The organism is Undibacterium sp. Di26W (assembly GCF_049340265.1).
Taxonomy (GTDB): Bacteria; Pseudomonadota; Gammaproteobacteria; order Burkholderiales; family Burkholderiaceae_D; genus Undibacterium.
This window is the reverse complement of the sequence record NZ_JBMPOR010000017.1, coordinates 113,984-140,579: the sequence shown is the minus strand read 5'-3', so window position 1 is coordinate 140,579 and position 26,596 is coordinate 113,984. Positions and strand designations below refer to the sequence as shown.

Here is a 26,596-nt window from a genome sequence, read left to right as displayed (position 1 = left end):
ATATTGTGGGCTTTTACAACAACGTTCGCTTGCATTCTGCCCTGGGCAATCTGCCACCCAGTGTCTATGAGCAAAAAATGGCAGAAAAAGAACCTATCCCAGTGTCCGAAAATACTTGACCACTACACCCGGCCCGACCTACAAGCTATGGTGCGCATGGCGCACCCTACAAAATTTAGCCACGACGCAAAGCTTTACGATATGCCACGAATGCCGCTGGAGAGTCAACCCGGTAGATTCCTGCCTGCGCAGGAATAACGTTAATATGAGCAGGGTTTATCAAAAGGTGGTAGTGCTGGCTTACATTTGAAATTTGAGATCGACGCACACTCAATGCTTCGTACCACAATTTCCAGCACCCTTCGCCTGCATAGGTACATCCCGCCCCGTCTCCCCGGCATGCCCGGCCGCCTGCAATCTTTCCAGATAATCCTGCCACAACTGTGCCTGATTCTCTCCCAGCCAGTACAGATAATCCCAGGAGAAAATGCCTGAGCTATGCTGATCAGAAAAGATGGGCTTGATCGCATAATTACCCACCGGCTCTATGCCAAGCACACCAATGTCCCGCTTGCCAGTCTGTAGGGTTTCTTGCCCCTGCCCATGGCCACGTACTTCCGCCGATGGCGAATACACACGCAGTAATTCAAAGGGCAAAGAAAATTCCTTGCCATCGTCAAAAGACACTTCAAGCACGCGCGATAGCGTACGTGCATTCAAGGCCGTCGGCTGTGGTTTGCCTATACTCATGATTTGAAACTGGAAATAATGGTCTGCCTTAATTGTAGCAACAAACTGCGGCGCGCATCCAATGCAGACTGATCCTGCGTATCGCTACGCGCAGCAGCCCAAATGGGATTAGGGAAATGCGCATCGTCGCTATAGCGCGGAATCAGATGCCAGTGCAGATGCGGCACCATATTACCCAGGCTGGCCACGTTCATCTTGTGCGGCCGCATGACTGCACGCAAGGCCGCTTCCACCTTCCAGACGGCTTGCATGAAAACAGTCCTGTCTGTCTCAGACAGATCAGTCATTTCTTTTACATGCGCATTCCAGATGACGCGGCAAAAGCCAGGGTAGTTAATATCGTCCACCAGGATGACGCGTAACTGATCTGTACTGACGATGATATCGCCAGCACCGGCATCGCATAATTCACAAGTCACCGACATTACACCAGCACCCTTTCTATACCACCGTTATTGGCTTTGGCGACATACTCCGGCATCCAGTTTGGCCCCAGGATATGCTTGGCCATTTCGACGACGATGTAGTCTGCAGTCGTATCAGAATCTTCATCATAGCGCGTCAAGCCTTGCAAACAGGCCGGGCAGGATGTCAGGATTTTGACGTCACCGGTAAAGCCATCGGCACGCAGTTTATCAGCACCCTTGTTCATCTCTTCTTCTTTACGGAAGCGTATCTGGGTAGAGATATCAGGACGTGACACCGCCAAAGTACCGGCCTCACCACAGCAACGATCATTCTTTTCGATTTTTACATCATCGACGGTGGTGATCAGTGCATTGACCGTTTTTAAGGGGTCTTGCAATTTCATCGGTGTATGACAAGGGTCGTGATACATATAACGCGTACCACTCACGGCAGCCAGCTTGACATTTTTTTCCAGCAGATATTCGTGAATATCAATGATACGACTGCCAGGGAATATCTTGTCGAATTCATATCCCTGTATCTGGTCATAACAGGTGCCACAAGAAACCACCACGGTTTTGATATCCAGATAGTTTAAGGTGTTCGCCATGCGATGGAACAAGACCCGGTTATCGGTAATCATCTTCTCGGCCTTGTCGAACTGGCCGGCGCTGCGTTGCGGATAACCGCAGCACAGGTAACCCGGCGGCAGCACGGTTTGCACGCCGACATTCCACAGCATTGCCTGGGTTGCCAGACCAACCTGCGAAAACAGCCTTTCCGAACCACAGCCGGGGAAATAGAACACGGCTTCGGTATCTGCCGTCGTCGTCTGCGGATTGCGGATGATGGGCACCATCTTGTCATCTTCAATGTCCAGCAGGGCACGCGCAGTTTTCTTGGGCAAATTGCCTGGCATTTTTTTATTGATGAAGTGAATCACCTGCTCGCGTATGGCTGGCTTGCCCAAGCTGGCTGGTGGTGCCTTGGTCTGCTTTTTGGCGAACTTTTTGAATACCGTATTACCCAGGCGTTGTGCCGCCACACCCCAGCCAAAAATCACCTGGCGCGCCGCCTTGATGGTGGCGGGGTCTTTGGCATTCAAGAAGAACATGGCTGACGCCGTGCCAGGGTTGAAGGATTTCTTGTCCATCTTGCGCAATAGATTGCGCATGTTCATCGACACGTCACCAAAGTCGATATCGACCGGGCATGGGGTTACGCATTTATGGCAGACCGTGCAGTGATCGGCCACGTCCTCGAATTCTTCCCAATGCTTGATCGAGATACCGCGACGGGTCTGCTCTTCATACAAAAAGGCTTCAACCAGCAGCGAGGTTGCCAAAATCTTGTTACGTGGCGAATACAGCAAATTGGCGCGTGGTACATGGGTCGCGCAGACCGGTTTGCATTTGCCGCAACGCAGGCAATCCTTGACGCTATTCGCAATCGCACCAATATCGCTTTGCTGCATGATCAGGGATTCATGCCCCATCAGGCCGAACGAAGGTGTGTAGGCATTGCGCAGGTCGGCAGCAAATTCGGGCAGGTTCAACAGCTTGCCCTTGTTGAAGCGGCCTTCAGGGTCGATACGTAATTTGTACGAACGGAAATCCTTGATTTCATCTTCGGTCAGGAATTCCAGCTTGGTGATGCCTATGCCATGCTCGCCAGAGATGACGCCATTCAGTGACCGCGCCAGCACCATGATACGGGCGACAGCATGATGCGCCACCTGCAACATTTCATAATCGTCAGAATTGACCGGCAAATTGGTGTGCACGTTGCCATCGCCCGCATGCATGTGCAGGGCGACAAAGACGCGGCTACGCAAGACTTTTTTATGCAGGGCCACGCATTCATCAAGTATCAGCTTGAAGGCACCACCATTAAAAATATGACGCAATTGTGCACGGATTTCTGTCTTCCACGATACCCTGACTGTCCTGTCCTGGAGGATGGAAAACACCGTCGCATCAGGCTGACTCTTCAGTCTTTCATCGAACACAAATTCCAGTTTATCCAGGCCCAGGGTCAGCAACTCTGCTTTCGCTGCACTCAGTGGTTTGTCCAGATTATTCAGCAAATACGTCCAGCGTGCTTCTGCTTCCTGCAACAAGACGTCGGCCTGGTTGACGCGGTCTTCCAATAATTCTGATGCGGGGATATCGTCCCCAGCCGCATCTTCGCTCTTGCCCAGCGGCAGATTGCGTTTGGCGAAGAAAGCCTTCAAAGCAGCCAGCAAGGCCAGCTTGTTTTGTATCGATAATTCTATATTGATGCGCTCTATACCATCGGTGTATTCACCCATACGGTTAAGCGGTATCACCACGTCTTCATTGATCTTGAAGGCATTGGTGTGTTTGGAAATCGCCGCCGTTTTGGCGCGATCCAGCCAGAATTTCTTGCGAGCTTCCGGGCTGACGGCAACAAAGCCTTCGCCGACGCGGGTATTGGCAATGCGTATGACTTCAGACGCGGCTTGTGCCACGGCATTTTCATCATCACCAACAATGTCACCAAACAGCGCCATCTTGGGCAAAACACCGCGTTTGGATTTGGTCGTATAACCAACTGCTCGCAGATAACGCTCATCCAGATGTTCCAGTCCAGCCAGGATGGCACCACCCTTTTTGGTTTCACTGTCGAGATAATCCTTGATTTCAACAATGCTAGGTATGGCATCACGCGCCTGACCAAAAAATTCCAGGCAGACAGTGCGGGTAAATTTCGGCATCTTGTGCAAGATCCAGCGTGCCGACGTGATCAGTCCATCACAACCTTCTTTTTGCACCCCTGGCAAACCCGCGAGGAATTTGTCAGTCACATCCTTGCCCAAACCTTCTTTACGGAATACGCGGCCCTTGATATCCAGTTGTTCCGTCTTGAACGGCTGTTTCTCGCCCGGATGCGTCCATTCGAGCTTGAACTTGGCCATTTCCACATCATGGATTTTGCCGAGGTTATGCTCAAGGCGGGTGACTTCCAGCCAATCACCATTCGGATCAACCATGCGCCAGGAAGCCAGGTTATCCAGCGCCGTGCCCCACAATACTGCCTTCTTGCCACCCGCATTCATGGCGACGTTGCCGCCTATGCAGGAAGCTTCGGCAGATGTCGGATCAACCGCAAATACAAAGCCGGCTTTTTCAGCTGCATCCGACACACGTTTGGTCACCACACCGGCACCAGAATAGATAACCGCATAATCGCGGTCAACACCTGGCAGACGTGTCATTTCCACGGCACCAAGTTGCTCCAGCTTTTCGGTATTGATGACCGCCGACAAAGGTGTCAGCGGTATCGCACCACCGGTGTAACCCGTGCCACCGCCACGCGGGATGATGGTCAGACCCAGTTCGATGCAGCTTTTGACCAGCCCAGCCATTTCATCTTCGGTATCTGGCGTCAGAACCACGAAGGGATACTCGACACGCCAGTCAGTCGCATCAGTGACATGCGATACCCGGCTCAGGCCGTCGAACTTGATATTGTCTTTTGCGGTAAAACGCGCCAGCAACTTGCTGGCTTTCTTGCGCAAATCATAGGTGTCACGAAATTCCTTGGAAAATGCAGCAACCGCCTTGCGTGCGCCCTGCACCAGCGTCTCTACGCTATTGCTGCGTTCGGTATCGTCGTCATTGGCCGTGCTCAGGCGGCGTTTTTCCACCTCGGCCAGCCGGTGGTTCAAGGCATCAATCAAATCCTGCCGACGCTTGGGGTTATCCAGCATATCGTCTTGCAGATAAGGGTTACGGCGTACTACCCAGATATCCCCCAGCACTTCATACAGCATGCGCGCAGATCGTCCAGTCTGGCGTTTGCCGCGCAATTGATCCAGCAATCGCCATGCATCTTCACCCAACAGGCGGATGACGATTTCGCGGTCAGAAAACGACGTGTAGTTATAAGGAATTTCCCGCACGCGGGTAGGAGTGGCACCTTGGGGCGTGTCAGCAAGCAGGGCCTGGATTTGGGCTGGAGCGTTCATCAGTGACGTGGTTGGACGGATTTTTAAACATCCATTCTAACTTATTGCGATGCACCACGCTCCAACAGCCTTGAAGTTTATACGGTAATGCATGGTAGCTCTGGCAATTTTCCAAATGGAATTTGGCAAAAGCTGTCATAAATGACGCAAAAACGGCTATCTTTGCAAATTCATCACAATTAAGACCATGCAAAAAAGCAGTGGGCAAATTTGCTCTACATCAGTAGTCGTATTTTACACCCGCCTGCAAGTGGGCTCTGATCGTTTTTTATTCACGTTCATCCTGGCATCAGAACCCGGTGCACTGCGCAGAAAGCACGATGGCCCCCTGCGGTATCAATCAACAATTAACGCCATCAATCCAATCAACCCAGCAATGCAGGCGCAGTCTTGCCGTATTTCAGCGTAGTTTCCATCGGCAACCAGTTACCTGTAGATTCCTGGCGCCCTTGCAGCAAAAAGCGCGGATGGGCTTCTTTGGCGGCGTCGGCAGCCGCCTTTGACAATTCACCGATCTTGCCTTTTTTGAGGCGGTTCACGACCAGACCGATTTCTGTTTCCGTGAAATCGCGCAGCATGTCGTAATCACCATCGCTGTCGCCAGCAACGAATACCGGGCCGTAGCCTTTTTTGGCGACCAGTTCACGCTTGATGACAGCAGATTTTCCTGGGCCCCAGTTCAAAGGCCAGTCTTTGCGGTAGGCGTTTTTATAGACATCGCCATTTTGTTCCAGGCGTAAGCCCAGGACGTTTTCACGTTTGACGTGGTAGCCATATTTAGGATTGGTAGCAAAGACAGCTACCACGTCTTCCAGCGAAGCGGTGCTGACATACACGTCGAAACCGTTTTGACGGAAACTGTCCATCAGTGTTGCCACTTCTGTACACAGGCGTATGCCGTGGAAGTGTGCAGTCGTAACGACACCAGCGACGCCAGGCAGGGATGCCGGGCTGCTGTATTTGGTCTTGGTCAGACTCATGCCCAGATTGGCATCATTGGATGCCTCTGCCAGTGCGCTGACTTCGGTGACTGTCATGTTGGCGAAAAAGTAGATCACCCATGGGTAACCAACATTCACGCCATGCGTGTCATTGACAGCTTCGTACAGGAGATAGAGTTTGGCGCGAAAGTCCTGAAACTGCGCAGTTTCTGCGATGTCTTCCAAGCTGCGGCTACCGGCCATGCCTTTGTAATTGCCGTGCAGGTAAGCGTAATCGCTGTCGAGATCGGTGCAGATGCTTTCCAGGTCCAGTTGCTTGCCTGCGGCATTTTTGTAGTCGGCAGTAAAATTACCAGCAGGCACGTTTTGACGAATGATGGCAGAAAACTCTGCAGGTGTCAGTTTGAACGCCAGGTGGTTGATCTGGTACATCAGCAACGCTTCTTCGCAGTCATTCATGATGCTGGTGTTATCCCAGTCAAAAACAGCATAAGGCTTGCGCTTGGCCGAATAGCTCTTGCTGGCGCTGCCATGGCGGGCAATCAGCGACGCCAGCAATTCACGGTTGCGTGGCGACCATTTTGCAGCATCCAGATATACAGGGGCGGCTGTTGCGGCTGGCTTTGCCAGCGCTGGCGCGGCCAGGGTGGCAGTTGCTGCTGTGGCCACCAGACCATGCAAAAATCCGCGACGTGCAGGCTGGTTTGCTGATTTGCTATCTTGCATTTTGATTTCCTCGTAATGCACATGCCAAGGGCAAGTGTCTTGACTATTTTCAAGTACGCTAAAAAACGCCTATTTATGATGTCAGGCAAGAATGATAGTCAAGGATTATGACAAGCCTGTAAAACGGCAGCATTTTTTTGAAAAATACTATTCAGTACAAGACCGGTCATTGATTGCAAGATTTGATGTACGTTGATGTACGTATTACCGTGCCAAACGGTCATGAGTGGAATGCAAATGGCATAAATGCACTTCTGAAGGGGCAAACAAACGCATCGGTAAATCACTCATGCCTATGCCACGGCTAGTAAGCAACAGGCGCTGGCCGGGCAAGGTAAACAAACCCTGGGCAAAGCGGCGTTCGCCCGAACCTGGCGGCAAGATCAGCGGTTTGCCAGCGGGCGTGGCAATTTGTCCGCCATGGGTATGGCCACAAAAGGCGATGGCAAAATCATGTTGATCTATATGCTTGAGACCCAAAGGTGAATGCATGAGCAACAAGCGCACATCCCCTGACCCGGCAAAAGTCTGCCCTGCATCCGGCACGCCAACTCCAGGTTCATCCATGCCACAGATGGAAATATCTGCAAAAGGGGCAGGCAAACGCCTGTTTTGATTGACTAAGACCTCAATACCAGCATCCTGCAGGCAATTGACGATGTGCGTGTCATCCAGCCACAGATCGTGATTGCCCATGACGGCAAACTTGGGGGTAGAGGGATTAAGCAAGCTCAGCGGCCCAAGCAAATGCCGCATATGCCTGGCATGCAGGGATACATAGTCACCTCCAAACAGGATGACATCCGGGGCAAAAGCAGCTATGGTAGCAAATGCCTGTTCCAGCAAACGCACATCAGTCAGCGGGCCTGCATGCAAATCTGAAATAAAAGCCAGTTTACATGTGAAACCCTGTGCCACGGGCAGGTAAAAATCACGTCTGTCCACATGTAAAGCGCCCTGCAACTTCAGGGCATAGGCGATGCGTGCAGCCCAGTTTTCCTGATAGAACGCAGCTTCCAGCTTTTCGCCAGTACGTCGCCACCACGTGTAATATTTACCCCGTCCCATATACCTGCTGCGCCAATCAAACTATGTAATTGGCAATGCTGCGCCAGAAACCGTCAGGCAGTTTCAGCAATAGCCAGGTAATGAGTATGTAACGCAGGCACTTACCTATCGCCATATACATGACACTGGGCCAGAAGGGCATTTTCAGCCAGCCTGCCAGGGTGCAGATGGGGTCGCCGATGCCGGGCAGCCAGGCCAGCAGCATGGTTTTTGGCCCAAAATGCTGTAACCAGCGATACCAGTAGCTTTCTCTTTCCTTGTCAAAGGCCTGCTTGGCGGCATAGCCCATGCCATAGTCAACCATGCCCCCCAGGGTATTACCCACGGTTGCCACCATGATCACAAGCCAGAAAATATCTGGATTGGCTTTGATGACGGCAAAAACCGCCGGTTCCGACCCCAGGGGCAGTAAAGTCGCCGAGATAAAACTGATCAGGAAAACCGAAGTCAGACCAATTTCAGGCTGGGCCAGAACGCTCAATAACCAGTGTATGCCCGCTTCTATCATTGCGTTTTGCTATGTCTGTAAAAGGCATCCATTATAATGGCGCCGGTAATTTCAATTACGTAAGCAGCAAATTAGACTTAGTTCAGTCATTTTTAACCATAAATAAGACATCCATGAGCACCGATTATCTGAAAAAGATCCTGACAGCGCGCGTCTATGACGTCGCATTTGAAACCCCGCTGGAACTCGCATCCAGTCTGTCGGCACGCATGGATAACCGAATTTACTTCAAGCGCGAAGACATGCAGAGCGTGTTCAGCTTCAAGTTGCGTGGTGCTTATAACAAGATTGCCCATCTTACCCCGACACAATTGAAGCGTGGCGTCATCTGTGCCTCGGCTGGCAACCACGCGCAGGGCGTGGCCCTGAGCGCCAGCAAAAAAGGATGCAAGGCGGTCATCGTCATGCCGACCACGACACCTCCCGTAAAAATCGATGCCGTACGCACCCATGGTGGTGACCTGGTAGAAATCGTCCTGTTCGGTGATTCTTATACGGATGCCTACGGCCATGCGCTGGAACTGGAGAAGAAACGCAAGCTGACCTTCGTTCACCCTTTTGATGATCCGGATGTGATTGCTGGCCAGGGCACGGTGGGCATGGAGATTTTGCGCCAGCATTCCGAACCCATCCACGCGATTTTCGTTGCTATCGGCGGTGGTGGCCTGATCGCTGGCGTGGCAGCCTATGTCAAGGCGGTGCGCCCCGACATCAAGATCATCGGCGTGCAAACCACGGATTCTGACGCCATGGCACGCAGCCTGAAAGCCGGCAAGCGCGTCACACTGGCCGATGTGGGCCTGTTTTCTGACGGTACAGCCGTCAAGCTGGTGGGTGAAGAAACCTTCCGCCTGGCAAAAATGTATGTGGATGAAGTGATTACGGTCGATACCGATGCCGTCTGCGCTGCCATCAAGGACGTGTTCCAGGATACCCGCAGCATACTGGAACCCGCCGGTGCGCTGGCCGTGGCTGGTTGCAAGGCGTATATAGAACGCGCCAAGGCTGACAAGAAACCGCTGAAGAACGAAGCAATGATCACCATCGCCTGCGGTGCCAACATGAATTTTGACCGTCTGCGCTTTGTCGCCGAACGTGCCGAAGTCGGTGAAGCACGCGAAGCCGTGTTTGCGGTTACCATCCCAGAAGAACGCGGCAGCTTCCGCCGTTTCTGTGAACTGGTGGGTGCACGCAATGTGACGGAATTCAATTACCGCATCAGCGATGAGAAAGCCGCCCATATTTTTGTCGGCATACAAGTACACGACAAGCTGGAATCTGGCAAAATTGCTAAGAATTTTGCCAAACACGGTTTCCCTGCACTGGACCTGACCCATGATGAATTGGCAAAATTACATATTCGTCACCTGGTAGGCGGTAAGAGCAGCCTGGCCAAAGATGAATTGCTGTACCGCTTTGAATTCCCGGAACGTCCGGGTGCCCTGATGCGCTTTTTAAACAGCATGGCACCGAACTGGAACATCAGTTTGTTCCACTATCGTAACCACGGTGCCGATTACGGCAGAACTTTAGTCGGTTTACAAGTTCCAAAGAAGGAAATGAAAGCTTTCCGTGAATTTTTGGCAACATTAGGTTACCGCTACTGGGATGAAAGCAAGAACCCAGTTTATCAATTATTTTTGGGCTGATGTGGTCTGAGTTGGTCTGAATTGACCTGATTTAGCCTGAGCAAGCAATAGCAACAACGAGCAAGACAATATGACAGATTCCGTACCAAGTACGCCCGAACATTCTTTACTGGGCAAGCCCGCGACTTACAAGTCCGAGTATGATGCCAGCCTGCTATTCCCGATTTCCCGCAGTGGAAAAAGAGAAGAAATCGGGCTGACCGGCAGTCTGCCGTTTTTTGGTGTGGATATCTGGAATGCCTATGAAGTGTCATGGCTGAACTTGCGCGGTAAACCACAGGTGGCGATTGCGGCCATCACGGTGCCGGCTGATTCACCCAACATCATCGAGTCCAAGTCGTTCAAGCTGTACCTGAATTCTTTCAACCAGACACGCCTGGCAGGTAGCGACGCACTGGTCAGCCTGTTGCAGGCCGATTTGTCCGCCGGCTTTGGCGCAGCAGTACAAGTCAGGCTGACAACCCCGGATCAGTTCGAGAAACTGGCCATGCATGAAATGCAGGGGCAGTTGCTGGACAGGCTGGATATAGAAGTCAATAGCTATACCCCGAACCCGGCACTGCTGACAGCCAATTTTGACGAAGCGCCGGTAGAAGAAACCCTGATTTCCCATCTGCTGAAATCCAACTGCCTGGTCACCGGCCAGCCGGATTGGGGTAGCGTACAAATCCATTATGTCGGTTCACAAATCAATCAGGAAAAACTATTGCAATACCTGATAGGCTTTCGCGACCACAACGAATTCCACGAGCAGTGTGTAGAACGCATCTTTGTCGACATCCTGCGCCAATGCAAACCACAAAAGCTGTCTGTCTATGCGCGCTATACGCGACGCGGCGGACTGGATATCAACCCCTGGCGTAGCAATTTCAGTTCTGGCCAGGGCCCGGACAATCGTCGCAATACGCGCCAATAAGTCAGCTACCGGCAATTGTTTTGCCAAGCTGGTGCGTATTTTTATTCATTACCATTTCAATATCTATTCAATATCTATTTATGCTGAAGTTCAATCATTTTTCACTGCGCGCCGCGCTGTGCGTATCCAGTCTCTTGGCCTGCCTGTCGTCGCAGGCACAAACCAGCAGCCAGGATGACATGGGCTGGTGGGACAGCTCCAAAGCCAAGGTCAACAAAATCCTGGATGAAGGCGATCTGCAACTGATGGTGGCCGGTTACACCCACCATGGCCGTAACACCTATACCGCCGCCAGAATCGCCGAGTTGAATGAGCGCACCTGGGGCATGGGCTTTTCCAAAGCCATACGCGACAAGGCCGACAATGAAGAATTCCTGTATGGCATGGCTATTTCTGATTCCCATTTCCGCCCCCAGCTAATGGCGGGCTATGCCTATCAATGGATGAAACCATTGGGCGACAAAGTCGAAGTCGGTGGCGGCTGGACGGGCTCGCTGATCAGCCGTACTGATTACTTCAGCGGCGTCCCCTTCCCTGTTGTCTTGCCGGTCGCCTCCATCGGCACCCGCAGCAGCAAGCTGATGGCAACCTATGTGCCGCGTTTTTCCAAAAACAAGGGCAATGGTGACGTTCTTTTCTTATTTGCGCGATTCGACCTGAATTGAACGCATCAAAACGCCTTATTTGATATATTTTTAATATGCTAGCTAATTGCCATCATTGTCCTAGACTGTTGCTTGATGTAAAGTAGTCAGACTTATTACTTACTAAGATTATCGTGATATCACCGATACCGTTTTCCACTAGTAGCATGCGCGAGCATATCGTCAGTGATGACTGGCATATGGCATTGCTGGAAAATAATCCGGATGCGATGTATGTCTTGATAGACGATAATCTGGTGTACGCCAATCCCGCCGGTACAGAACTGATGCGGGCAGCAGACCAGCAGCAATTAATAGGTTTGAAACCGGAAGCCTTCCTGCATGGCCAGCACCATGAAGGTGCCAGGACCATATTGCAAAAACTGCGGAAAGAAGGCGCGCAAAGCAAGCATGTCTGCCAATGCATACGGCTGGATGGCCAGTTACTGGACATAGAAGTACGTGGCACCCAGTTCAGCTTCAACAAGCAGACAGCCATTCTGCTGACTGCGCGTGAAATCAACACCCGTCACGGCACCTCAGTCACCAACTTGCCGGTGACGGATCAGGTGCGCCCTAAATCCAGCCGCGTACATGAAGCCCTGCATCACGAGAAAGAAATTCTCGAGATGATCGCGCTCGACAAACCGCTGGCCGATATTCTGGAAGATGTCTGTGACCGCATGGAAAGGCTGCTCGACAACGGTGCCCTGTGTGCGATCAGCCTGTTTGACAGCAGCAGCCAGCAATTGACATTGGGGGCTGGCCCCTCACTGCCGGATGGCTATACCACTTTGTTGAATTACCTGCCGGTCAATACCAGTTCAGGTTCGGCCTCGGCGGCAATTTTTTATCAGCGCACCACCATCGTCCAGGACATCGCCGTCAGCCCCTTGTGGAAAAACCTGCGAGAACCAGCACTGCGCCACGGCTTGCGCTCTTGCTGGTCGCTGCCGATCACGACCGCGTTCAACAGCCTGCTCGGTACCATCGATGTCTATCACAAGACGGTACATAGCCCGAATGACGACGAGCGCGCCATGATCATGGATGCCTGCGACCTCATCGGTCTGGCCATCGATAAAAAGAATATGGAACAAAGCCTGGAGGAAAGCGAAGAACGCTATCGCTCCGTGGTCACCAATCTCAGTGAAGGTATCATGGTGATAGGCCCGGCCGGCCATATCCTGACCTGCAATCCTAGCGCCCAGCGCATCCTGAAGATAGAAGACATCAGCACCGTAGGCCGGCGCCATCGTTATTTCAAGAATATCCTGGGTGACGAAGGCCAGTCGATACGCATGGGTGATGACCCGGCGTCCCAGGTATTCCGTAGCAGGACCCCAATTCTGAACCTGTCCATGGGGGTGGAATTGCGCGATGGATCGGTCGTCTGGTTATTGGTCAATGTACTGCCGATCAACAAGAAAAGCAGCGCCTCGGTGTCGGCCGTGCTGATTTCGTTTACCGACACCACTGAAGTCCGCGAAACACAAAAGCAATTGAATTTCATGGCGTCCTTTGACGCCCTGACAGGTTTGCCAAACCGGCACCAGTTGAACCAGCGCCTGGTCAAGGCCCTGTCGACAGCCAAGCGCACGCAACACCGGCTGGCCCTGCTGTTCCTGGACCTGGACCGCTTCAAGAACGTCAACGACACCGCCGGCCATGCGGCCGGTGATACCCTGTTGCGCGACGTGTCGTCACGCCTGGGTTCATGCATACGCAGCACTGATATGCTGGCCCGTCTTGGCGGTGATGAATTCGTCATCGTGGCAGAAGCCTTTGAAGATGCCTCGCAGCTCAAGGACCTGGCCGAACGCGTGCTGGCCCGCATGCGCGATCCTTTCGTCATTGAAGGCAATGAATACCATCTGGGTACCTCGATCGGCATCGCCGTCTATCCGCATGACGGCGAAGATGGTCCGACGCTGATGCGTTGTGCCGATTCGGCCATGTACCATGCGAAAGATTCCGGACGTAACAACTACCAGTTCTTTACCACCGAACTGAATGTCCGTGCACAGCACCGCTATGCGCTGGAAACCAATCTGCGCCGTGCACTGACAGAAAATGAATTCCTGGTGTATTACCAGCCCAAGATATCCCTCAGCACTTCACGCATAGTCGGTGCGGAAGCCCTGATACGCTGGCAAATGCCGGGGGTGGGCCTGGTTCCACCGAATGAATTTATCCCCATCTCGGAAGAAATCGGCTTGATCCTGCCACTGGGTCGCTGGATATTGCGCCAGGCCTGCCTGCAAACCCAGTTATGGCGGCAGCAGTATTTGCCCGACCTGGTCATCAGCGTGAATATCTCACCCAAGCAATTCCAGGACCCTGGCCTGCCCAAATACATAGAGCAGGTGTTGCAGGAAGTCGGCTTGCCGGCTACTGCCCTGCAACTGGAAATTACCGAAGGTTTGCTGATGGGGGATGTCGACCTGTTGCTGCCGGTCTTTGATGCCATCAAAAAGCTGGGCATCAGTATTTCGCTGGACGATTTCGGTACAGGTTTTTCTTCTTTATCCTATTTGCAACGTTTCCCTATCGACAACCTGAAGATAGACCGCTCCTTCATTCGTGAAATCCCGCACAACCAGGATTCCGTCATCCTTACCCATGCCATTATCGCCATGGCGAATGCACTGGGCATGAGTGTCACAGCGGAAGGTGTGGAAAAAGCAGACCAGATGTTCTTCCTGGCTGACTCTGGTTGCCACGAAATGCAGGGCTTTTATTTCAGTCAACCTTTGCCTGTGGATAAATTCGAAAAATTACTAGGTGACAATGTTCGTTAAAAGTGTTCACCAAGTTTTACGCATAGCAGTCAAAAGAAGCCTATAATTTGTCAAAACCCAACTTTGTGCACTGCACCATTCCGCTGTAAACTGATCTTGCACCATGACGAATATTGCAAAAATCCTGCCTCTCAACAACGTACTTCTGGATCTGGAAGTCTCCAGCAAAAAAAGAGCATTTGAACAGGCCGGGCTGTTATTCGAAAATAATTGCAGCATAGCGCGCTCCGTTGTTTCCGATAACCTGTTTGCCCGTGAACGCCTGGGCTCTACCGGACTGGGGCATGGCGTAGCGATTCCGCATGGCCGCATCAAGGGCCTGAAGGCCCCGATTGCGGCGCTGGTCAGGCTGAAAGAAGCCATCCCGTTTGAGTCCCCCGACAGCCAGCCCGTCAGCCTGCTGATCTTCCTGCTGATGCCTGACAATGTCACCCAGCAGCATCTTGAGATTTTGTCAGAAGTGGCAGAAATGCTGTCCAATGAAAGTTTCCGTGATACGCTCAATACGGAAGTCAATGCTGGCGCCATTTACGACAGAATCATGGCATGGCGACCTGATTTGCCTGAAACACCCTGATTTCACCTTTACGTGACCATGGCAAGTCCGTTTGGCCGGCCAGTTTGGTCATGCTTTTGCTGAAGTCCTGACACAGACCGCCCCTATAGCCATGCCATCACTGACAGAATTAACCGTACAAAAAATCTACGACGACAATCGTGACACCATGCAACTGGGCTGGTTTGCCGGCTTTTCTGGTGCCGACAAGCAGATTACCGGTGACGCCGCTTCCTCCGCCGATCAGGTAGGGCATTTGAATCTCATCCATCCGGGCCGGATTCAAGTGCTGGGTCATCAGGAATTATCGTATTACAACCGCCTGTCGAATGCCTCACGCAACAACCTGATGCGTGAACTGGTGGCAGGTGCCCCGCCGGCGCTGATCGTCGCCCAGGGGCTGGATTCGCCACCAGCCTTTTTGGCGACCTGTGACGACAATAATATCCCCCTGTTTTCCACCCCCTATCCATCGGCCCAGGTCATCGATTACCTGCGTGTTTATCTGTCCAAAAAACTGGCGCAGCGCATCACCATGCATGGCGTGTTCATGGATGTGCTGGGGGTAGGTGTGCTGATCACCGGTGAATCCGGTCTGGGTAAAAGCGAACTGGGTCTGGAATTGATTTCACGTAGCCATGGTCTGGTGGCCGATGACGCGGTCGAGTTTTCACGCATCGCCCCGAATATGATAGAAGGCCGCTGCCACGAGCTGTTGCAAAACCTGCTGGAAGTGCGCGGCCTGGGCCTGCTGGATATCAAAACCATCTTTGGTGAAACCGCAGTACGCCGCAAGATGCGCCTGAAACTCATCGTGCATCTGGTTCGCCGCAGCACGCTGGAAGAAAATTACGAACGCCTGCCCATCGATTCGCAGACCGAAGAAGTGCTGGGTTTGCCGATCAGGAAAGTCGTCATCCCGGTTGCTGCCGGCCGCAATATCGCGGTTTTGCTGGAAGCAGCGGTACGCAATACCATCTTGCAATTACGTGGCATTAATACTCTGGAAGATTTCATGGAACGTCAACGACGTGCCATGGAAAACGGTGACTGAATATCCACTAAGTAAAGTCTATGGAAATCCTGCTTATCTCCGGCATATCCGGCTCGGGCAAATCGGTAGCCCTGAATGTGGTGGAAGATGCCGGCTATTATTGCGTCGACAACCTGCCACCGAGCCTGCTGGCAGACCTGGTCACCACTCTGATCAGAGAAGGCATACCTTCCGCCGCCATCGCCATCGATACCCGCAGTGCGCACTTGCTGACCAACCTGCCGGAAGCCATACAAACCCTGCGTGATCAGGGGCATGATGTCAAAGTCCTGTTCCTGACTGCCAGTACCGAATCACTGGTGGCCCGCTTTTCAGAAACCCGCCGCAGCCATCCCCTGTCACACCGCCTTGGCCTTGACAAAGAACCCGGCGACAGGCTCAGCCTGACCGAATGCATACAGGAAGAACGCGAGATACTCTCAGGCATACAGTTGGTCGCCCACGTCATGGATACCAGCGACCTCAGCGCCAACAAGCTGCGCGCCTGGGTCAAGGATGTTATACAGATCAGCCATGCACCGCTGACGCTGATGTTTGAGTCTTTTGCCTTCAAGATCGGGGTACCGCTGGATGCTGATTTTGTGTTCGATGTCAGGATGCTGCCCAATCCGCATTACGACCCCGCCCTGCGCCCCTTGACCGGACGCGATGAACCAGTAATCCAGTACCTGAAAGAACAGGCCATCGTGCATGAGATGTTCGCCGACATCAGCCAGTTCATCGCCAAATGGTTACCTGCCTTCAAACGCGACAACCGCAGCTACCTGACCGTTGCCATAGGCTGCACCGGCGGCCAGCACCGGTCCGTGTATATGGTGGAAAAACTGGCAGCGCATTTCAAGAGCCAGGAACAGGTTCTGGTCAGACACAGACGCCTGTCATGAATACGCTGTTCCCGCAGCATGCCGGAGCCTAAACTCAGTGCATCACCACCCTGCGCATTTTTTGTGAGATATAAGCCAGGCTGAACAGGCTCATCAGGGCACACACCAGGAAGGCAATGCCGACCGCCAGCGGGCTCAAGGTTTCCCCTTTCAATACCTGGTTCATCATCTGGTTTTGCGCCAGTACCGGCACCCACTGGAACCATGCTGGCTCCCTGCCCGGGAACAGGATGGGCACCAGTGAAACGAAGGGAATGAACATGGTCACCAACTGGTTGCGTACCTGGGCTTCCTTGTAGCTTTTACAGTCCAGTGAAACGGCAATCTGTATCGCTGCCATGCTGGCGGCCAGCGGCAACAGCACAAACAGAAAGCCCATGGCATCCCTGAAATTGAACTGGAATTCGGCACGCAGAGTTTCATTATGGATCAGCCATTGCGAGGGGAAGAAGCTGAAGATGGTCAGCACCACCACCCCCATGCCAACAATGGCAACCGCCCCCCATTTGCCTATCGTCAGTTGCCAGCCAGTGACGGGATTCATCATCAGTGGTTCCAGCGAGCCACGTTCACGTTCACCGGCAGTGGTATCAATGGCCGCATACATGCCACCCAGCACGATGGCCATCAAGACCATCATGGGCAGCATGGTGGTCACCGTGGCCTTGCGTTCATCCGGCTTTTTCAAGTGCCGTTCACGGACATCGATACGCTGCAACAATTCTATCGAAACCCCGCGCATGAGCAAGCCCATGGTGGCCGTCTCTTGCGCATACGCATCCAGCAGGCGACGCAGGGGACGCACACCAAATTCAGCCGGACGATTCGACGTATCATAAGCAATTTCCACCGTGGCTTTATCACCTGCCGCCAGTTTGTCGTCAAAATCATCGGGAATCAACAGCACCGGCTGATCGAGTTCCTTGCTTTGTGATTTCGCTTCGTAATCAGCGGGCGCGGTTTTCAGCTTGTAACCCTGGCGGGCGATAAAGTTTTCCAGGCCACGTGCATGTTCAATGCCGATGACCATGACAGAACGTTTTTCTTCCTGTGATTCGACCTGCGACAGGACCACGGAAAAAATCAGCAGCATCAAAGGCACACCCAGCAGGGAACTGATCAGGGCCACCAGCAGGGTACGCCGATCGCGCAGGGCATCGCGCAGTTCCTTGCGCAAAATAGCTAAACTCGCTCTCATCAATTCACTCCCGACAGAGATGACTGAGGATGCAGGAATGCCAGTTTGACGAATGCATCTTCAAAATTATTTTCACCTGACTGCTGCAACAATTCTTCTACCGTGCCATGGGCCACGTCCTTGCCCTGGGCAACAATCACCACCTGATCACACAGACGTTCAACTTCCTGCATGATGTGGGTAGAAAAGATGATGCACTTACCGCCACCTTCGGGTGAGCGCAGGAAACGTAAAAACTCTCGCAGGGCCCGCGTCGCCACCACATCCAGGCCATTGGTCGGTTCATCCAGGATGATATTTTTCGGGTCATGCACCAGTGCACGCGCCAGTGCGGTTTTCATGCGTTCGCCCTGGCTGAAGCCATCGGTGCGCCGGTCCAGCAGGGTCTGCATATCCAGCCAGTGTGCCAGTTGCTGGGTACGCTGCTCGGCCAGGCCCGCATCCATGCCATGCAGCAGACCATAGTACAAAATATTTTCCCTGGCCGTCAGGCGCGGATACAGGCCACGCGCATCAGACAAGACCCCCATCTGCGATTGGGTGGATGAAGTACCGGCCTTGACGGCAGTGCCATCCACCATGATGTCGCCCTTGTCGGCTTGCAACAGGGCCGCGATCATACGCAGGCTGGTGGTCTTGCCAGCACCATTCGCCCCCAGCAAACCGGTGATGCAGGCATCATTCGCGGTGAAGCTGACACCATCGACAGCGCGTACCACTTCGCTGGATTTTTTCATCAGGCCCAGGCTGCGCGCCACGCTGCTAAGGGCGTTGCCGGATGATTTGCCCATGCGCACAAATTCCTTGTGCAGGTCTTTCACGATAATCATGGTTTGAGCTCCGCTTTGAGCTTTTCTTTGAGCTTTTCTTTGAGCCCACTCTTATCAGCTATCTTGTCTACAGTTTTGTCCGCAGTTTTATCGCTCTTTGCCGGTACGGGTGCCTGCCATGCCAGCGCCCTGGGTATCTGGCGCACACATTTCGCGTCCACCTTGATGGCCTCGTCGTCTTCCTTGGCATTCAGGAAGCGATGCACGACATCCCGCACACAGCCCTGCGCCAGTAAACCGTGGCCAGCATTCTCGATCTGCACATGACGCGCTTTTGCCCCCAGTGCTTTGGCAACTGCCTCGCCATGTCTGGTCGGGGTTACAGGATCCAGGCCACCACTCAACAGCAATACCGGGGATACACTCAGCGGGATGGTAAAGAACGCAGCAGGAATTTCTGCACGTGGCCATTGTTTGCAAGTCTGGGTATACATCTCGGCCATCAGTTTTTCAAAGTCATCATTTGCCGGCAAACTGCCTGGCTGTGCAAAGGCTTCACCGCACCATACAGAAAAATGCATGCCGTAGGCGATGCCGCCCGGTCCCGGCAGGCTGGTGGCACCACTCATGGTGATCAGCGGTGCATAATTGCCCTGCGCCGCCTGCGTCAGCGCATACGGCAAGGCCGACAAGGCCGTCGGGCTGTACAGGGTCTTGTGCACCAACCCCAGCAAACCGTCACGCGTCATCTCGAATTTAAGTGGGGTACCCAGGCGTGGATGCGGCATGCTGATTTTTTGCGGCTGGCTGGCCAGCAGTTTTTTCCAGCGATTCGCCAGATCAGGATAACTGGCATTGCAGGCCGGCTCTTTCAGGCAATCCCTGAACAGGGCATCCAGTGCCTTTTGTGCATCCGAGCTGGCCAGGCGCATATCGGGTGGCACCACACCATCCAGCACGACCCGGCGTACCGACTGTGGAAACTGACGCAGATATTCCAGGCCGGCGCGCGTACCATAAGAAGCCCCAACCAGATTGATACGGCCATAGCCCTGCTGTTGGCGTACTGCTTCCAGATCCTGCATGGCTATGCTGGTACTGAAATATTGCAAGTCACCATACGGCAAGGTCTGCAACTGATGCAGGCAATCATCGGTGAGTTTGACTTTTTGTTCGGGCGACAAGACCTCATCGGCCTTTTCCAGCGCCGGGCATTCGAGTGGCGCGCTACGGCCGGTGCCGCGCTGATCCACAAACACCAGATCACGACGACGGTTCATGCGGGCCAGCAAGCCATTCGCCCAACTGGCAACATTGATGGCACTTTGCCCCGGTCCGCCAGCGAGCAGGAAAACCGCATCCGGCAATTTGTTCCTGTCCTGGGAAGGGATGACGACATAATGGATGTCTATCTTCTTGCCTTGCGGCTGCGCCGGATTCAAGGGTCTTTGTATCTGGCCGCATTGCACTTCCTCCGAAAAATCCGGCAAGCGGCAAGGCTTGGCCACAGCGGCATGGGCGGCCATGGACGTACACAGGGCAAACCCGGACAAAAGTCTGAGTATCAAACGTTTCGACAAAGCAGTCTCCTGACTAATGTTGATTTCCACAGAGATACAGATACAGCTAGATGGCATCAGCATCCACTGATTAATTATTATTTGCCGTCCTTACCCATCGTATCGAAAGCCAGACGGGCTTGCGTACCCAGGGACATCAACAGGTTTTTTATAGGAGCAGGCAAGGCCAGTTGTCCGGCATCACGCAGGTTTCCCCAGCTATGATCCGCTTCCGAAATCATCGCATGACGCTCAGACAATTGCACGTGCACAGGCAAAATCTGTAATTTGAAATGGGTAAACGCATGGCTGACCACAGGCAAAATCTGGATACTGTTAATCACGCCAAAGCGGCCAGCCTTTTGTTTCAGTTCAGCCATTTGTTCATCCACAGAAATCATGTCAGCGCCATATTCCTGCATGCCTGCCAGTTCTGGCAAAGACAGCAGGCCACCCCAGATGCCAGTCGGCGGACGGCGCTCCAGCAATATCTGCTGACCATCCTGCACCACCAGCATGATGGCCTGTTTTTCCTTCTGGGCTTTTTTGGGTTTGCGCTCTGGCAATTCTGCAGTCCTGCTCTGGGCATAGGCCAGGCAGCGATCCTGAAACGGGCATTGCTGGCATTTGGGGTTGCTGCGAACACACAGCGTCGCCCCCATGTCCATCAAACCCTGGGTATAGGCTTGTATGCCTTGTGCCGGCAATAAGGCTTGCGCCAGCTTCCACATCTGGTCTTCAACCGGTTTGCTGCCGGGATAACCATCAATCGCAAAGACGCGGGCCAACACGCGCTTGACATTACCATCCAGAATAGCTGCCACGGTGCCATATGAAAACGCCGTGATGGCGGCCGCAGTGGAGCGGCCTATGCCTGGCAGTTCCTGCAACAAGGCCGGATCAGCCGGAAACTGCCCCTGGTATTTTTCCACCACCTGTTTTGCGCACTGGTGCAGATTGCGTGCGCGGGTGTAATAGCCAAGACCGCTCCAGTGTTCCATGACTTCTTCCACTGGTGCGGCAGCAAGTGCAAATACCGTGGGGAACGATGTCAGGAAACGCTGGTAATAAGGAATGACAGCCGTCACCTGGGTCTGCTGCAACATGATTTCAGACAGCCAGACGCGATATGCTTCATGGCTCTGCTGCCACGGCAGGCCATGTCGGCCATGCTGCTTTTGCCATGCAATAAGACGGGAGGAAAAATCGGGGTCGGCTGCAACAGGATGGCTTTCTGTCACCATCCTGTTTGCTGATACGGGAGACTTCATCTATCAGGCAGCGACCTTGAGTGCACTCAGTTCTGCAGTGAGGGCGTTTTTGAGACTTTCTTCCAGCGTGGTCAGTGAAGCCTTTTGTGCATCGATATCTGCCTGCATGGTCTCGAAAGACTTGATCTTGTCTTCCAGGCTGTCAGTCGCCACATGAATTCTTTGTATCGACTGCATGCGGTTTTTCAATTGGCTCTTGTGTTCACGGATCTGTGCTTCCAGCGGTGCCATGACAACTTTCTGCCAGGCTTCGACATCACGGTTGGCTTGCAAAAAGCTTTGCTTGACCCTGGCAGCCACTGAATCAAAGAATTTATGCATCAGCACGACTTGCGGCGTGGTCAGCATGGTCTTGGCGCTGAACTGTTTCTGGTACACAGCTTCAATCGCTTCGACTTCCTTGATGTATTTATCCAGTGAGAACGGCATCGGTGCAGACAGTGCCAGGCCATGCTCGGTCGAGAATTTGCGGTACATGATAGTCATCATTTCCGAAATTTCATCCGTCTTCTTGTTCGAAGTCAGCAGATTCAGTTTGACCTGGGCAAAGAAATGCCTGACCGATTCACGCAGGCCGGTAGAGAACTTGCTCTTTTCCATGGCTTCACGCGATTTGCGTATTTCTTCGCGCAAGATGTCCATACCCAGGCTGGTGTACACCTCGGTGGACAAACGCGTGAATACCGAGCGTGTGCCCTGCATGCGCAAGAGGCTGGCATCGAATTCTTTTTTCTCGGCATCGATGCGCTTCATCATGTGTTCGATGACGTTCATGTTCTTGCCGCGCAGGCTTTTCAATTCCAGCATCTGCTCGACCACACTGCGGCTGCGGGCAGAAATGATGGCTTGCTGACCACTGGTGATTTCATTCACTTCCGAAGTCAGTTGGGCACGGATGATGTTTTGCTTGGCCGGTATCAATTCCTTGGACAGTGCATATTCCAGCGACGGCAAGCGGCTGCGGGCCAACAGAGGCGCATCCTTGTTAATCTTGGCGACCAGGCCTTTTTGCGCAGAAATCGGGAATACCTGTTTTTCGTCGATTGCCAATGTATGTGCAACGGTGCTGATCTGGCGCACGATCTGGGCTTCCACTTCTTCCGGCGTACGCAACTCGTCCCACATGCTGTCGATCTTGTTCAGCACCACCATGCGGCCTGGGCCGTTGCCAATATGATTACGCCAGACATCGATATCGCTCTTGGTGACACCGGTATCGGCCGCAAGGATAAACAATACTGCATGCGCATTCGGAATCAGGTTCAGCGTCAGTTCAGGTTCGGTACCGATGGCATTCAAGCCAGGGGTATCGACAATGATCAGACCCTCTTTCAGCAAGGGATGCGGGAAATTGATGATGGCATGGCGCCATTGGGAAATTTCAACCAGACCATCTTCATCCACTTCCAGCGCAGCATCTGGATCGTTTTCATCAAACAAGCCATAATATTTTGCTAATTCTATGCTGACTTTCTTGGTCTGACTCACCTGTTTGAAAGCCTCCAGCATGCCGTCACCGGAATTGATATTCAGTGGCAGCACGGTCCAGACATGACTCTGGCCCTTGTATTCGCTGGTGGACTGCGCTTCGGCCCGGGTTTCTATGGGCAACAGGCGTATGCAGGGCGGAATCGTATCGTCATACAATAGTTCGGTCGGGCACATGGTGGTACGACCGGCGGATGATGGCAAAATGCGCTGACCGTAATCGGCAAAGAAAATCGCATTGATCAACTCTGACTTGCCGCGTGAAAATTCTGCAACAAAAGCGATGGACAGCTTGTCGTCAACCAGTCTTTCCATCAATCGCGCAATACGCTGGTCACTGGCGGCATCGGCCATATCCGATCCATGTATCCACGTACGATACTGCTCCAGCGCTTTCACCACTCCTTTGCGCCAGTCGCTGTACTCCTGGAATTTTTGAACCAGATTGCTCATGTTCCCCTCAGTTAACTTTTTTAATTTTCCAAGTATATATGGAAGCTCTGGAAAAAATACGCGTAAATTGAATTTTGCCTACATTTCAGACGATTTATTGGGCTTATTTCTGACATTTTGCGCAATAAAAGCTGCTGCGCTGCCCTTGACGTATCTGTCTGATGGCCTGGCCACAGATTCTGCAGGCCTCTCCAGTTCTATCATAGACGAAATAAGACTGTTGGAAATAGCCGCTTTGTCCATCCACTCCAAGAAAGTCCTTGAGCGTGCTGCCGCCCTGTTCTATGGCAGCGGCCAGGGTGACCCGGATGGCATCTGCCAATAAGGTATACCGTGCCAAACTGATACGTTTAGCCGAAGTTTTGGGATTAATGCCAGCCTTGAACAGGCTTTCTGATGCATAAATATTACCAACTCCCACCACAATATCGCCCGCCAGCAGTACCTGCTTGACCGGCGCGGTGCGCTGACGTGTCTCACGGTACAGCAATTCCGCGCTGAATCCGGGTTCCAGTGGCTCCACCCCCAATTGCCGTAATAACAGGTGTTCTTCAATGTCACCGTCTGTCGCGGCATGCCACAGTACCGCACCAAAACGGCGCGGATCGGTCATGCGCAGGGCCATATCACCGATGACAATATCAATATGATCATGCTTGGCTGGCAGCACATCTTTATGCAAGACCCGCAAATGTCCCGACATGCCCAGATGGATCAAAACGCAGCCATGCGGAAAATGCAATAAAAGATATTTACCGCGCCTGCCGGTAGCCAGAATGCGCTGGCCAGTCAGCAATGCAGGCAAATCCGGCGGGAAAGGCCAGCGCAGGCCATCCCTGCGCAAGATGACCTGACTCACGGTTTTTCCGGTCAGGTGAGGCGCGACGCCGCGTCTGGTCACTTCTACTTCAGGTAATTCTGGCATGGGCGGGAACTTTTACCATTACAATTTGACACAGTGTAATAACATCGCTGAACCCACAGCTTTTCAGCTTCAGCGTAAAATCAATCATCTTTTCTGTTAATCCGGGCTCGTTTTGAAAACATTTCCAGCATTATTTTCTACTTCTATTGTATCTGTTCTGCGGCCAGCATCATGGCTATTGAGTGCGGCGCTGGTCACGGGATGTGCCAGCACAGGCTTGCAAGGCACGGATTCAGCCAGCGATGCGAATCACGCCAACGATGCGGCGCAAGCTGCCCTGTCAGCCGAAAAAACCCTGAATGGGGTGACGGCGGACGTCTCGCTGCCTGAAGACAAATTACCGGAAGTAGCCCTGTCTGAAGAATTATTTTACAAAATCATCACGGCTGAAATCGCCTATCAGCGCGGTAGCTGGCAGGGTGCCTATGTGACGCTGTACTCGGTTGCGCAGCAAACCCGTGACCCGCGTATTGCCCGTCGCGCTGCTGAAATCGCCCTGAGTGTCAAGCAGGCTGGCGAAGCGCTGGCGGCCATACGCCTTTGGCGTGAATTAGCGCCGAATTCCAATGAAGCTACCCAGTATTATCTGGGCTTCATGGTCATGAATAATAATCTGGCAGAAATCCAGAGTGTATTCACGGAAAAACTGAAAACCGCTGACCCTAAACAGCACGCCATACTGATGCTGCAAGCACAGCGATTGCTATCCCGTGCGCGTGACAAGAACGCCGCCTTTGATGTGCTTGAAGAAATTCTCTCGCCCTATAAAGATAGCCCGGATGCGCACCTGGCGCTGGCCCAGGGTGCCTATACCAAAGGTGACAACAAGCGCGCCGTAAGCGAGGCACAAGCTGTACTGAATACCAAGACAGATTCGCAACTGGCCATCCTGACCGTAGCCCAGGCTTCATCGCAACAAGATGCCGCCAAGGCCATGGCTGCCTTTTTACAAAAAAACCCGACGGCACGGGATGTCCGTCTGGCCTATGCCAGCATCCTGATAGACCTCAAGCAACTGGATAAAGCCACGCGGGAATTTGAACAAATCGCCCGCGACAGGCCGGACGACAATAACGCCACCTACACGCTGGGCGTGTTGGCCATGGAAAGAAATCAACCGGCGGAAGCAGAAAAATATTTCGTCCAGTACCTGAAAACCCTGGAAGCCAGACCAGGTGAAGAACGTGACCCCACCAATGCCCTGGTCAATCTGGCGCGTATCGCCGGTGAACGCAAGGACTATAAGGCAGCACAGGATTGGCTGTCGCAGGTGGAGTCGTTTGAAGGCCGTAATACCGCCTGGTTCAATGTCCAGATGCGCCGCGCTTTCCTGTACGCCAAAGAGGGCAAACTGGATGAAGCCAGACAGTTTGTGCATAGCGTAAAAGCCTCGAATGAGGCCGAACAGACGCAACTGGTACAAACCGAAGCACAGTTGCTCAGGGATGCGGGTCAGCCCGATCAGGCCAAGGCCATCCTGCAGGAAGGCATACAGCAGCAACCCAATAATCCCGACCTGCTGTACGATTTTGCCATGCTGGCAGAAGCCCAGAAAGATATCAATGGCATGGAAACTTCGCTGCGCAAGGTCATAGAACTCGCGCCGAATAGCCAGCATGCCTACAATGCGCTCGGGTATTCACTTGCCGACCGCAATATCCGTCTGGATGAAGCATCGACACTGATAGAAAAAGCCAACCAACTGGCACCGGACGATCCATTCATTCTCGACAGCCTGGGTTGGGTCAAGTTCCGCCTGACCAAATACGAGGAAGCTGAACAGGCATTGCGTCGCGCCTATGAGTTGCGGCCTGATGCCGAAATCGCCGTGCATCTGGGTGAATTGCTGTGGACCATGGGACAGAAAGACAATGCCAAAAAAATCTGGCGCGATGCCCAGCAAAAAGACCCGGATAACCAGACCCTGAAAAGCACGCTGGACAGGCTGAAGGTCAAACCCTGAGTCTTCAACCCGGCGTTTCAACAGACTGATTTTGCCCGGCATGATCATGCCGGGCAGATTCAAATGCCCACGC

The 26,596-nt window shown here is 53.0% G+C and carries 20 protein-coding genes; 8 read left to right on the top strand and 12 right to left on the bottom strand.

Annotated features, from left to right (window positions below; genetic code table 11):
- Positions 1-330 precede the first annotated feature (330 nt).
- The 6 genes from ACO0LM_RS19205 to ACO0LM_RS19180 all read right to left on the bottom strand — a co-directional run bounded on the left by ACO0LM_RS19205 (position 331) and on the right by ACO0LM_RS19180 (position 8,392).
- On the bottom strand, positions 331-750 hold the full coding sequence (locus ACO0LM_RS19205; protein WP_423038962.1) for a gamma-butyrobetaine hydroxylase-like domain-containing protein: 420 nt from the start codon (positions 748-750) through the stop codon (positions 331-333).
- Positions 747-1,175, bottom strand: a complete 429-nt coding sequence (locus ACO0LM_RS19200) for an HIT family protein (protein ID WP_423038960.1) — start codon at positions 1,173-1,175, stop codon at positions 747-749. The genes ACO0LM_RS19205 and ACO0LM_RS19200 overlap by 4 nt, the downstream gene beginning before the upstream one ends.
- Positions 1,175-5,149 carry a DUF3683 domain-containing protein gene (locus ACO0LM_RS19195; protein ID WP_423038958.1) on the bottom strand — a complete coding sequence of 1,325 codons (3,975 nt, stop codon included), beginning with the start codon at positions 5,147-5,149 and terminating at the stop codon, positions 1,175-1,177. Before ACO0LM_RS19195 ends, ACO0LM_RS19200 begins: the two co-directional genes overlap by 1 nt.
- Before the next feature lie 365 nt (positions 5,150-5,514).
- Complete coding sequence (locus ACO0LM_RS19190; RefSeq protein WP_423038956.1) at positions 5,515-6,816, bottom strand: HAD family hydrolase; 1,302 nt, start codon at positions 6,814-6,816, stop codon at positions 5,515-5,517.
- Between the two features lie 204 nt (positions 6,817-7,020).
- Complete coding sequence (locus tag ACO0LM_RS19185; RefSeq protein WP_423038954.1) at positions 7,021-7,884, bottom strand: metallophosphoesterase; 864 nt, start codon at positions 7,882-7,884, stop codon at positions 7,021-7,023.
- A gap of 16 nt (positions 7,885-7,900) precedes the next feature.
- Entirely contained in the window at positions 7,901-8,392 is a 492-nt protein-coding gene (locus ACO0LM_RS19180) for a YqaA family protein (RefSeq protein WP_423038952.1), read from the bottom strand.
- Positions 8,393-8,490: 98 nt separating this feature from the next.
- On the opposite strand from ACO0LM_RS19180, the gene ilvA reads away from it, so the two are divergent.
- The 7 genes from ilvA to rapZ all read left to right on the top strand — a co-directional run bounded on the left by ilvA (position 8,491) and on the right by rapZ (position 16,896).
- A complete protein-coding gene (gene ilvA, locus ACO0LM_RS19175) occupies positions 8,491-10,041 on the top strand; it encodes a threonine ammonia-lyase, biosynthetic (protein WP_423038977.1) in 1,551 nt (516 codons plus the stop codon).
- A gap of 70 nt (positions 10,042-10,111) precedes the next feature.
- On the top strand, positions 10,112-10,957 hold the full coding sequence (queF, locus tag ACO0LM_RS19170) for an NADPH-dependent 7-cyano-7-deazaguanine reductase QueF (protein WP_423038950.1): 846 nt from the start codon (positions 10,112-10,114) through the stop codon (positions 10,955-10,957).
- Between the two features lie 80 nt (positions 10,958-11,037).
- Positions 11,038-11,622, top strand: coding sequence for a hypothetical protein (locus ACO0LM_RS19165; RefSeq protein WP_423038948.1), 585 nt, complete (start codon positions 11,038-11,040; stop codon positions 11,620-11,622).
- Between the two features lie 113 nt (positions 11,623-11,735).
- The gene (locus ACO0LM_RS19160; RefSeq protein ID WP_423038946.1) at positions 11,736-14,402 is read left to right on the top strand and encodes an EAL domain-containing protein; all 2,667 of its coding nucleotides are present in this window, start codon (positions 11,736-11,738) and stop codon (positions 14,400-14,402) included.
- A 103-nt stretch (positions 14,403-14,505) separates the two neighbouring features.
- Complete coding sequence (locus tag ACO0LM_RS19155) at positions 14,506-14,979, top strand: PTS sugar transporter subunit IIA (protein ID WP_422988322.1); 474 nt, start codon at positions 14,506-14,508, stop codon at positions 14,977-14,979.
- A 91-nt stretch (positions 14,980-15,070) separates the two neighbouring features.
- Positions 15,071-16,012, top strand: a complete 942-nt coding sequence (hprK, locus tag ACO0LM_RS19150) for an HPr(Ser) kinase/phosphatase (RefSeq protein WP_422988324.1) — start codon at positions 15,071-15,073, stop codon at positions 16,010-16,012.
- A 20-nt stretch (positions 16,013-16,032) separates the two neighbouring features.
- Entirely contained in the window at positions 16,033-16,896 is an 864-nt protein-coding gene (gene rapZ / locus ACO0LM_RS19145) for an RNase adapter RapZ (protein ID WP_422988326.1), read from the top strand.
- A gap of 34 nt (positions 16,897-16,930) precedes the next feature.
- Here the strand turns inward: rapZ and ACO0LM_RS19140 are convergent, their stop codons facing one another.
- From ACO0LM_RS19140 to mutM, 6 genes are all read right to left on the bottom strand, one after another.
- A complete protein-coding gene (locus tag ACO0LM_RS19140) occupies positions 16,931-18,094 on the bottom strand; it encodes an ABC transporter permease (protein WP_423038944.1) in 1,164 nt (387 codons plus the stop codon).
- The gene (locus tag ACO0LM_RS19135) at positions 18,094-18,924 is read right to left on the bottom strand and encodes an ATP-binding cassette domain-containing protein (RefSeq protein ID WP_423038942.1); all 831 of its coding nucleotides are present in this window, start codon (positions 18,922-18,924) and stop codon (positions 18,094-18,096) included. The genes ACO0LM_RS19140 and ACO0LM_RS19135 overlap by 1 nt, the downstream gene beginning before the upstream one ends.
- Positions 18,921-20,444: an alpha/beta hydrolase gene (locus tag ACO0LM_RS19130; protein WP_423038940.1), complete on the bottom strand. Its 1,524-nt coding sequence runs from the start codon at positions 20,442-20,444 to the stop codon at positions 18,921-18,923. Before ACO0LM_RS19130 ends, ACO0LM_RS19135 begins: the two co-directional genes overlap by 4 nt.
- Positions 20,445-20,521: 77 nt before the next feature.
- On the bottom strand, positions 20,522-21,667 hold the full coding sequence (mutY, locus tag ACO0LM_RS19125; protein ID WP_423038938.1) for an A/G-specific adenine glycosylase: 1,146 nt from the start codon (positions 21,665-21,667) through the stop codon (positions 20,522-20,524).
- A gap of 30 nt (positions 21,668-21,697) precedes the next feature.
- Entirely contained in the window at positions 21,698-23,635 is a 1,938-nt protein-coding gene (locus ACO0LM_RS19120) for a dynamin family protein (protein ID WP_423038936.1), read from the bottom strand.
- Positions 23,636-23,738: 103 nt separating this feature from the next.
- The gene (gene mutM, locus ACO0LM_RS19115; RefSeq protein WP_423038934.1) at positions 23,739-24,560 is read right to left on the bottom strand and encodes a bifunctional DNA-formamidopyrimidine glycosylase/DNA-(apurinic or apyrimidinic site) lyase; all 822 of its coding nucleotides are present in this window, start codon (positions 24,558-24,560) and stop codon (positions 23,739-23,741) included.
- 178 nt (positions 24,561-24,738) lie between these two features.
- Here mutM and ACO0LM_RS19110 point away from each other — a divergent pair, with 178 nt between their 5' ends.
- Positions 24,739-26,523, top strand: a complete 1,785-nt coding sequence (locus tag ACO0LM_RS19110; RefSeq protein ID WP_423038932.1) for a tetratricopeptide repeat protein — start codon at positions 24,739-24,741, stop codon at positions 26,521-26,523.
- The last annotated feature ends 73 nt before the right edge of the window (positions 26,524-26,596 follow it).

Coding starts and splice junctions, on each gene's coding strand:
- hprK (WP_422988324.1), top strand. CDS start 15,071: ATGCCATCACTGACAGAATTAACCGTACAAAAAATCTACGACGACAAT.
- queF (WP_423038950.1), top strand. CDS start 10,112: ATGACAGATTCCGTACCAAGTACGCCCGAACATTCTTTACTGGGCAAG.
- ACO0LM_RS19190 (WP_423038956.1), bottom strand. CDS start 6,816: ATGCAAGATAGCAAATCAGCAAACCAGCCTGCACGTCGCGGATTTTTG.
- ACO0LM_RS19185 (WP_423038954.1), bottom strand. CDS start 7,884: ATGGGACGGGGTAAATATTACACGTGGTGGCGACGTACTGGCGAAAAG.
- ACO0LM_RS19165 (WP_423038948.1), top strand. CDS start 11,038: ATGCTGAAGTTCAATCATTTTTCACTGCGCGCCGCGCTGTGCGTATCC.
- ACO0LM_RS19120 (WP_423038936.1), bottom strand. CDS start 23,635: ATGAGCAATCTGGTTCAAAAATTCCAGGAGTACAGCGACTGGCGCAAA.
- ACO0LM_RS19205 (WP_423038962.1), bottom strand. CDS start 750: ATGAGTATAGGCAAACCACAGCCGACGGCCTTGAATGCACGTACGCTA.
- mutY (WP_423038938.1), bottom strand. CDS start 21,667: ATGGTGACAGAAAGCCATCCTGTTGCAGCCGACCCCGATTTTTCCTCC.
- ACO0LM_RS19140 (WP_423038944.1), bottom strand. CDS start 18,094: ATGAGAGCGAGTTTAGCTATTTTGCGCAAGGAACTGCGCGATGCCCTG.
- rapZ (WP_422988326.1), top strand. CDS start 16,033: ATGGAAATCCTGCTTATCTCCGGCATATCCGGCTCGGGCAAATCGGTA.
- ACO0LM_RS19135 (WP_423038942.1), bottom strand. CDS start 18,924: ATGATTATCGTGAAAGACCTGCACAAGGAATTTGTGCGCATGGGCAAA.
- ACO0LM_RS19200 (WP_423038960.1), bottom strand. CDS start 1,175: ATGTCGGTGACTTGTGAATTATGCGATGCCGGTGCTGGCGATATCATC.
- mutM (WP_423038934.1), bottom strand. CDS start 24,560: ATGCCAGAATTACCTGAAGTAGAAGTGACCAGACGCGGCGTCGCGCCT.
- ACO0LM_RS19195 (WP_423038958.1), bottom strand. CDS start 5,149: ATGAACGCTCCAGCCCAAATCCAGGCCCTGCTTGCTGACACGCCCCAA.
- ACO0LM_RS19155 (WP_422988322.1), top strand. CDS start 14,506: ATGACGAATATTGCAAAAATCCTGCCTCTCAACAACGTACTTCTGGAT.
- ACO0LM_RS19180 (WP_423038952.1), bottom strand. CDS start 8,392: ATGATAGAAGCGGGCATACACTGGTTATTGAGCGTTCTGGCCCAGCCT.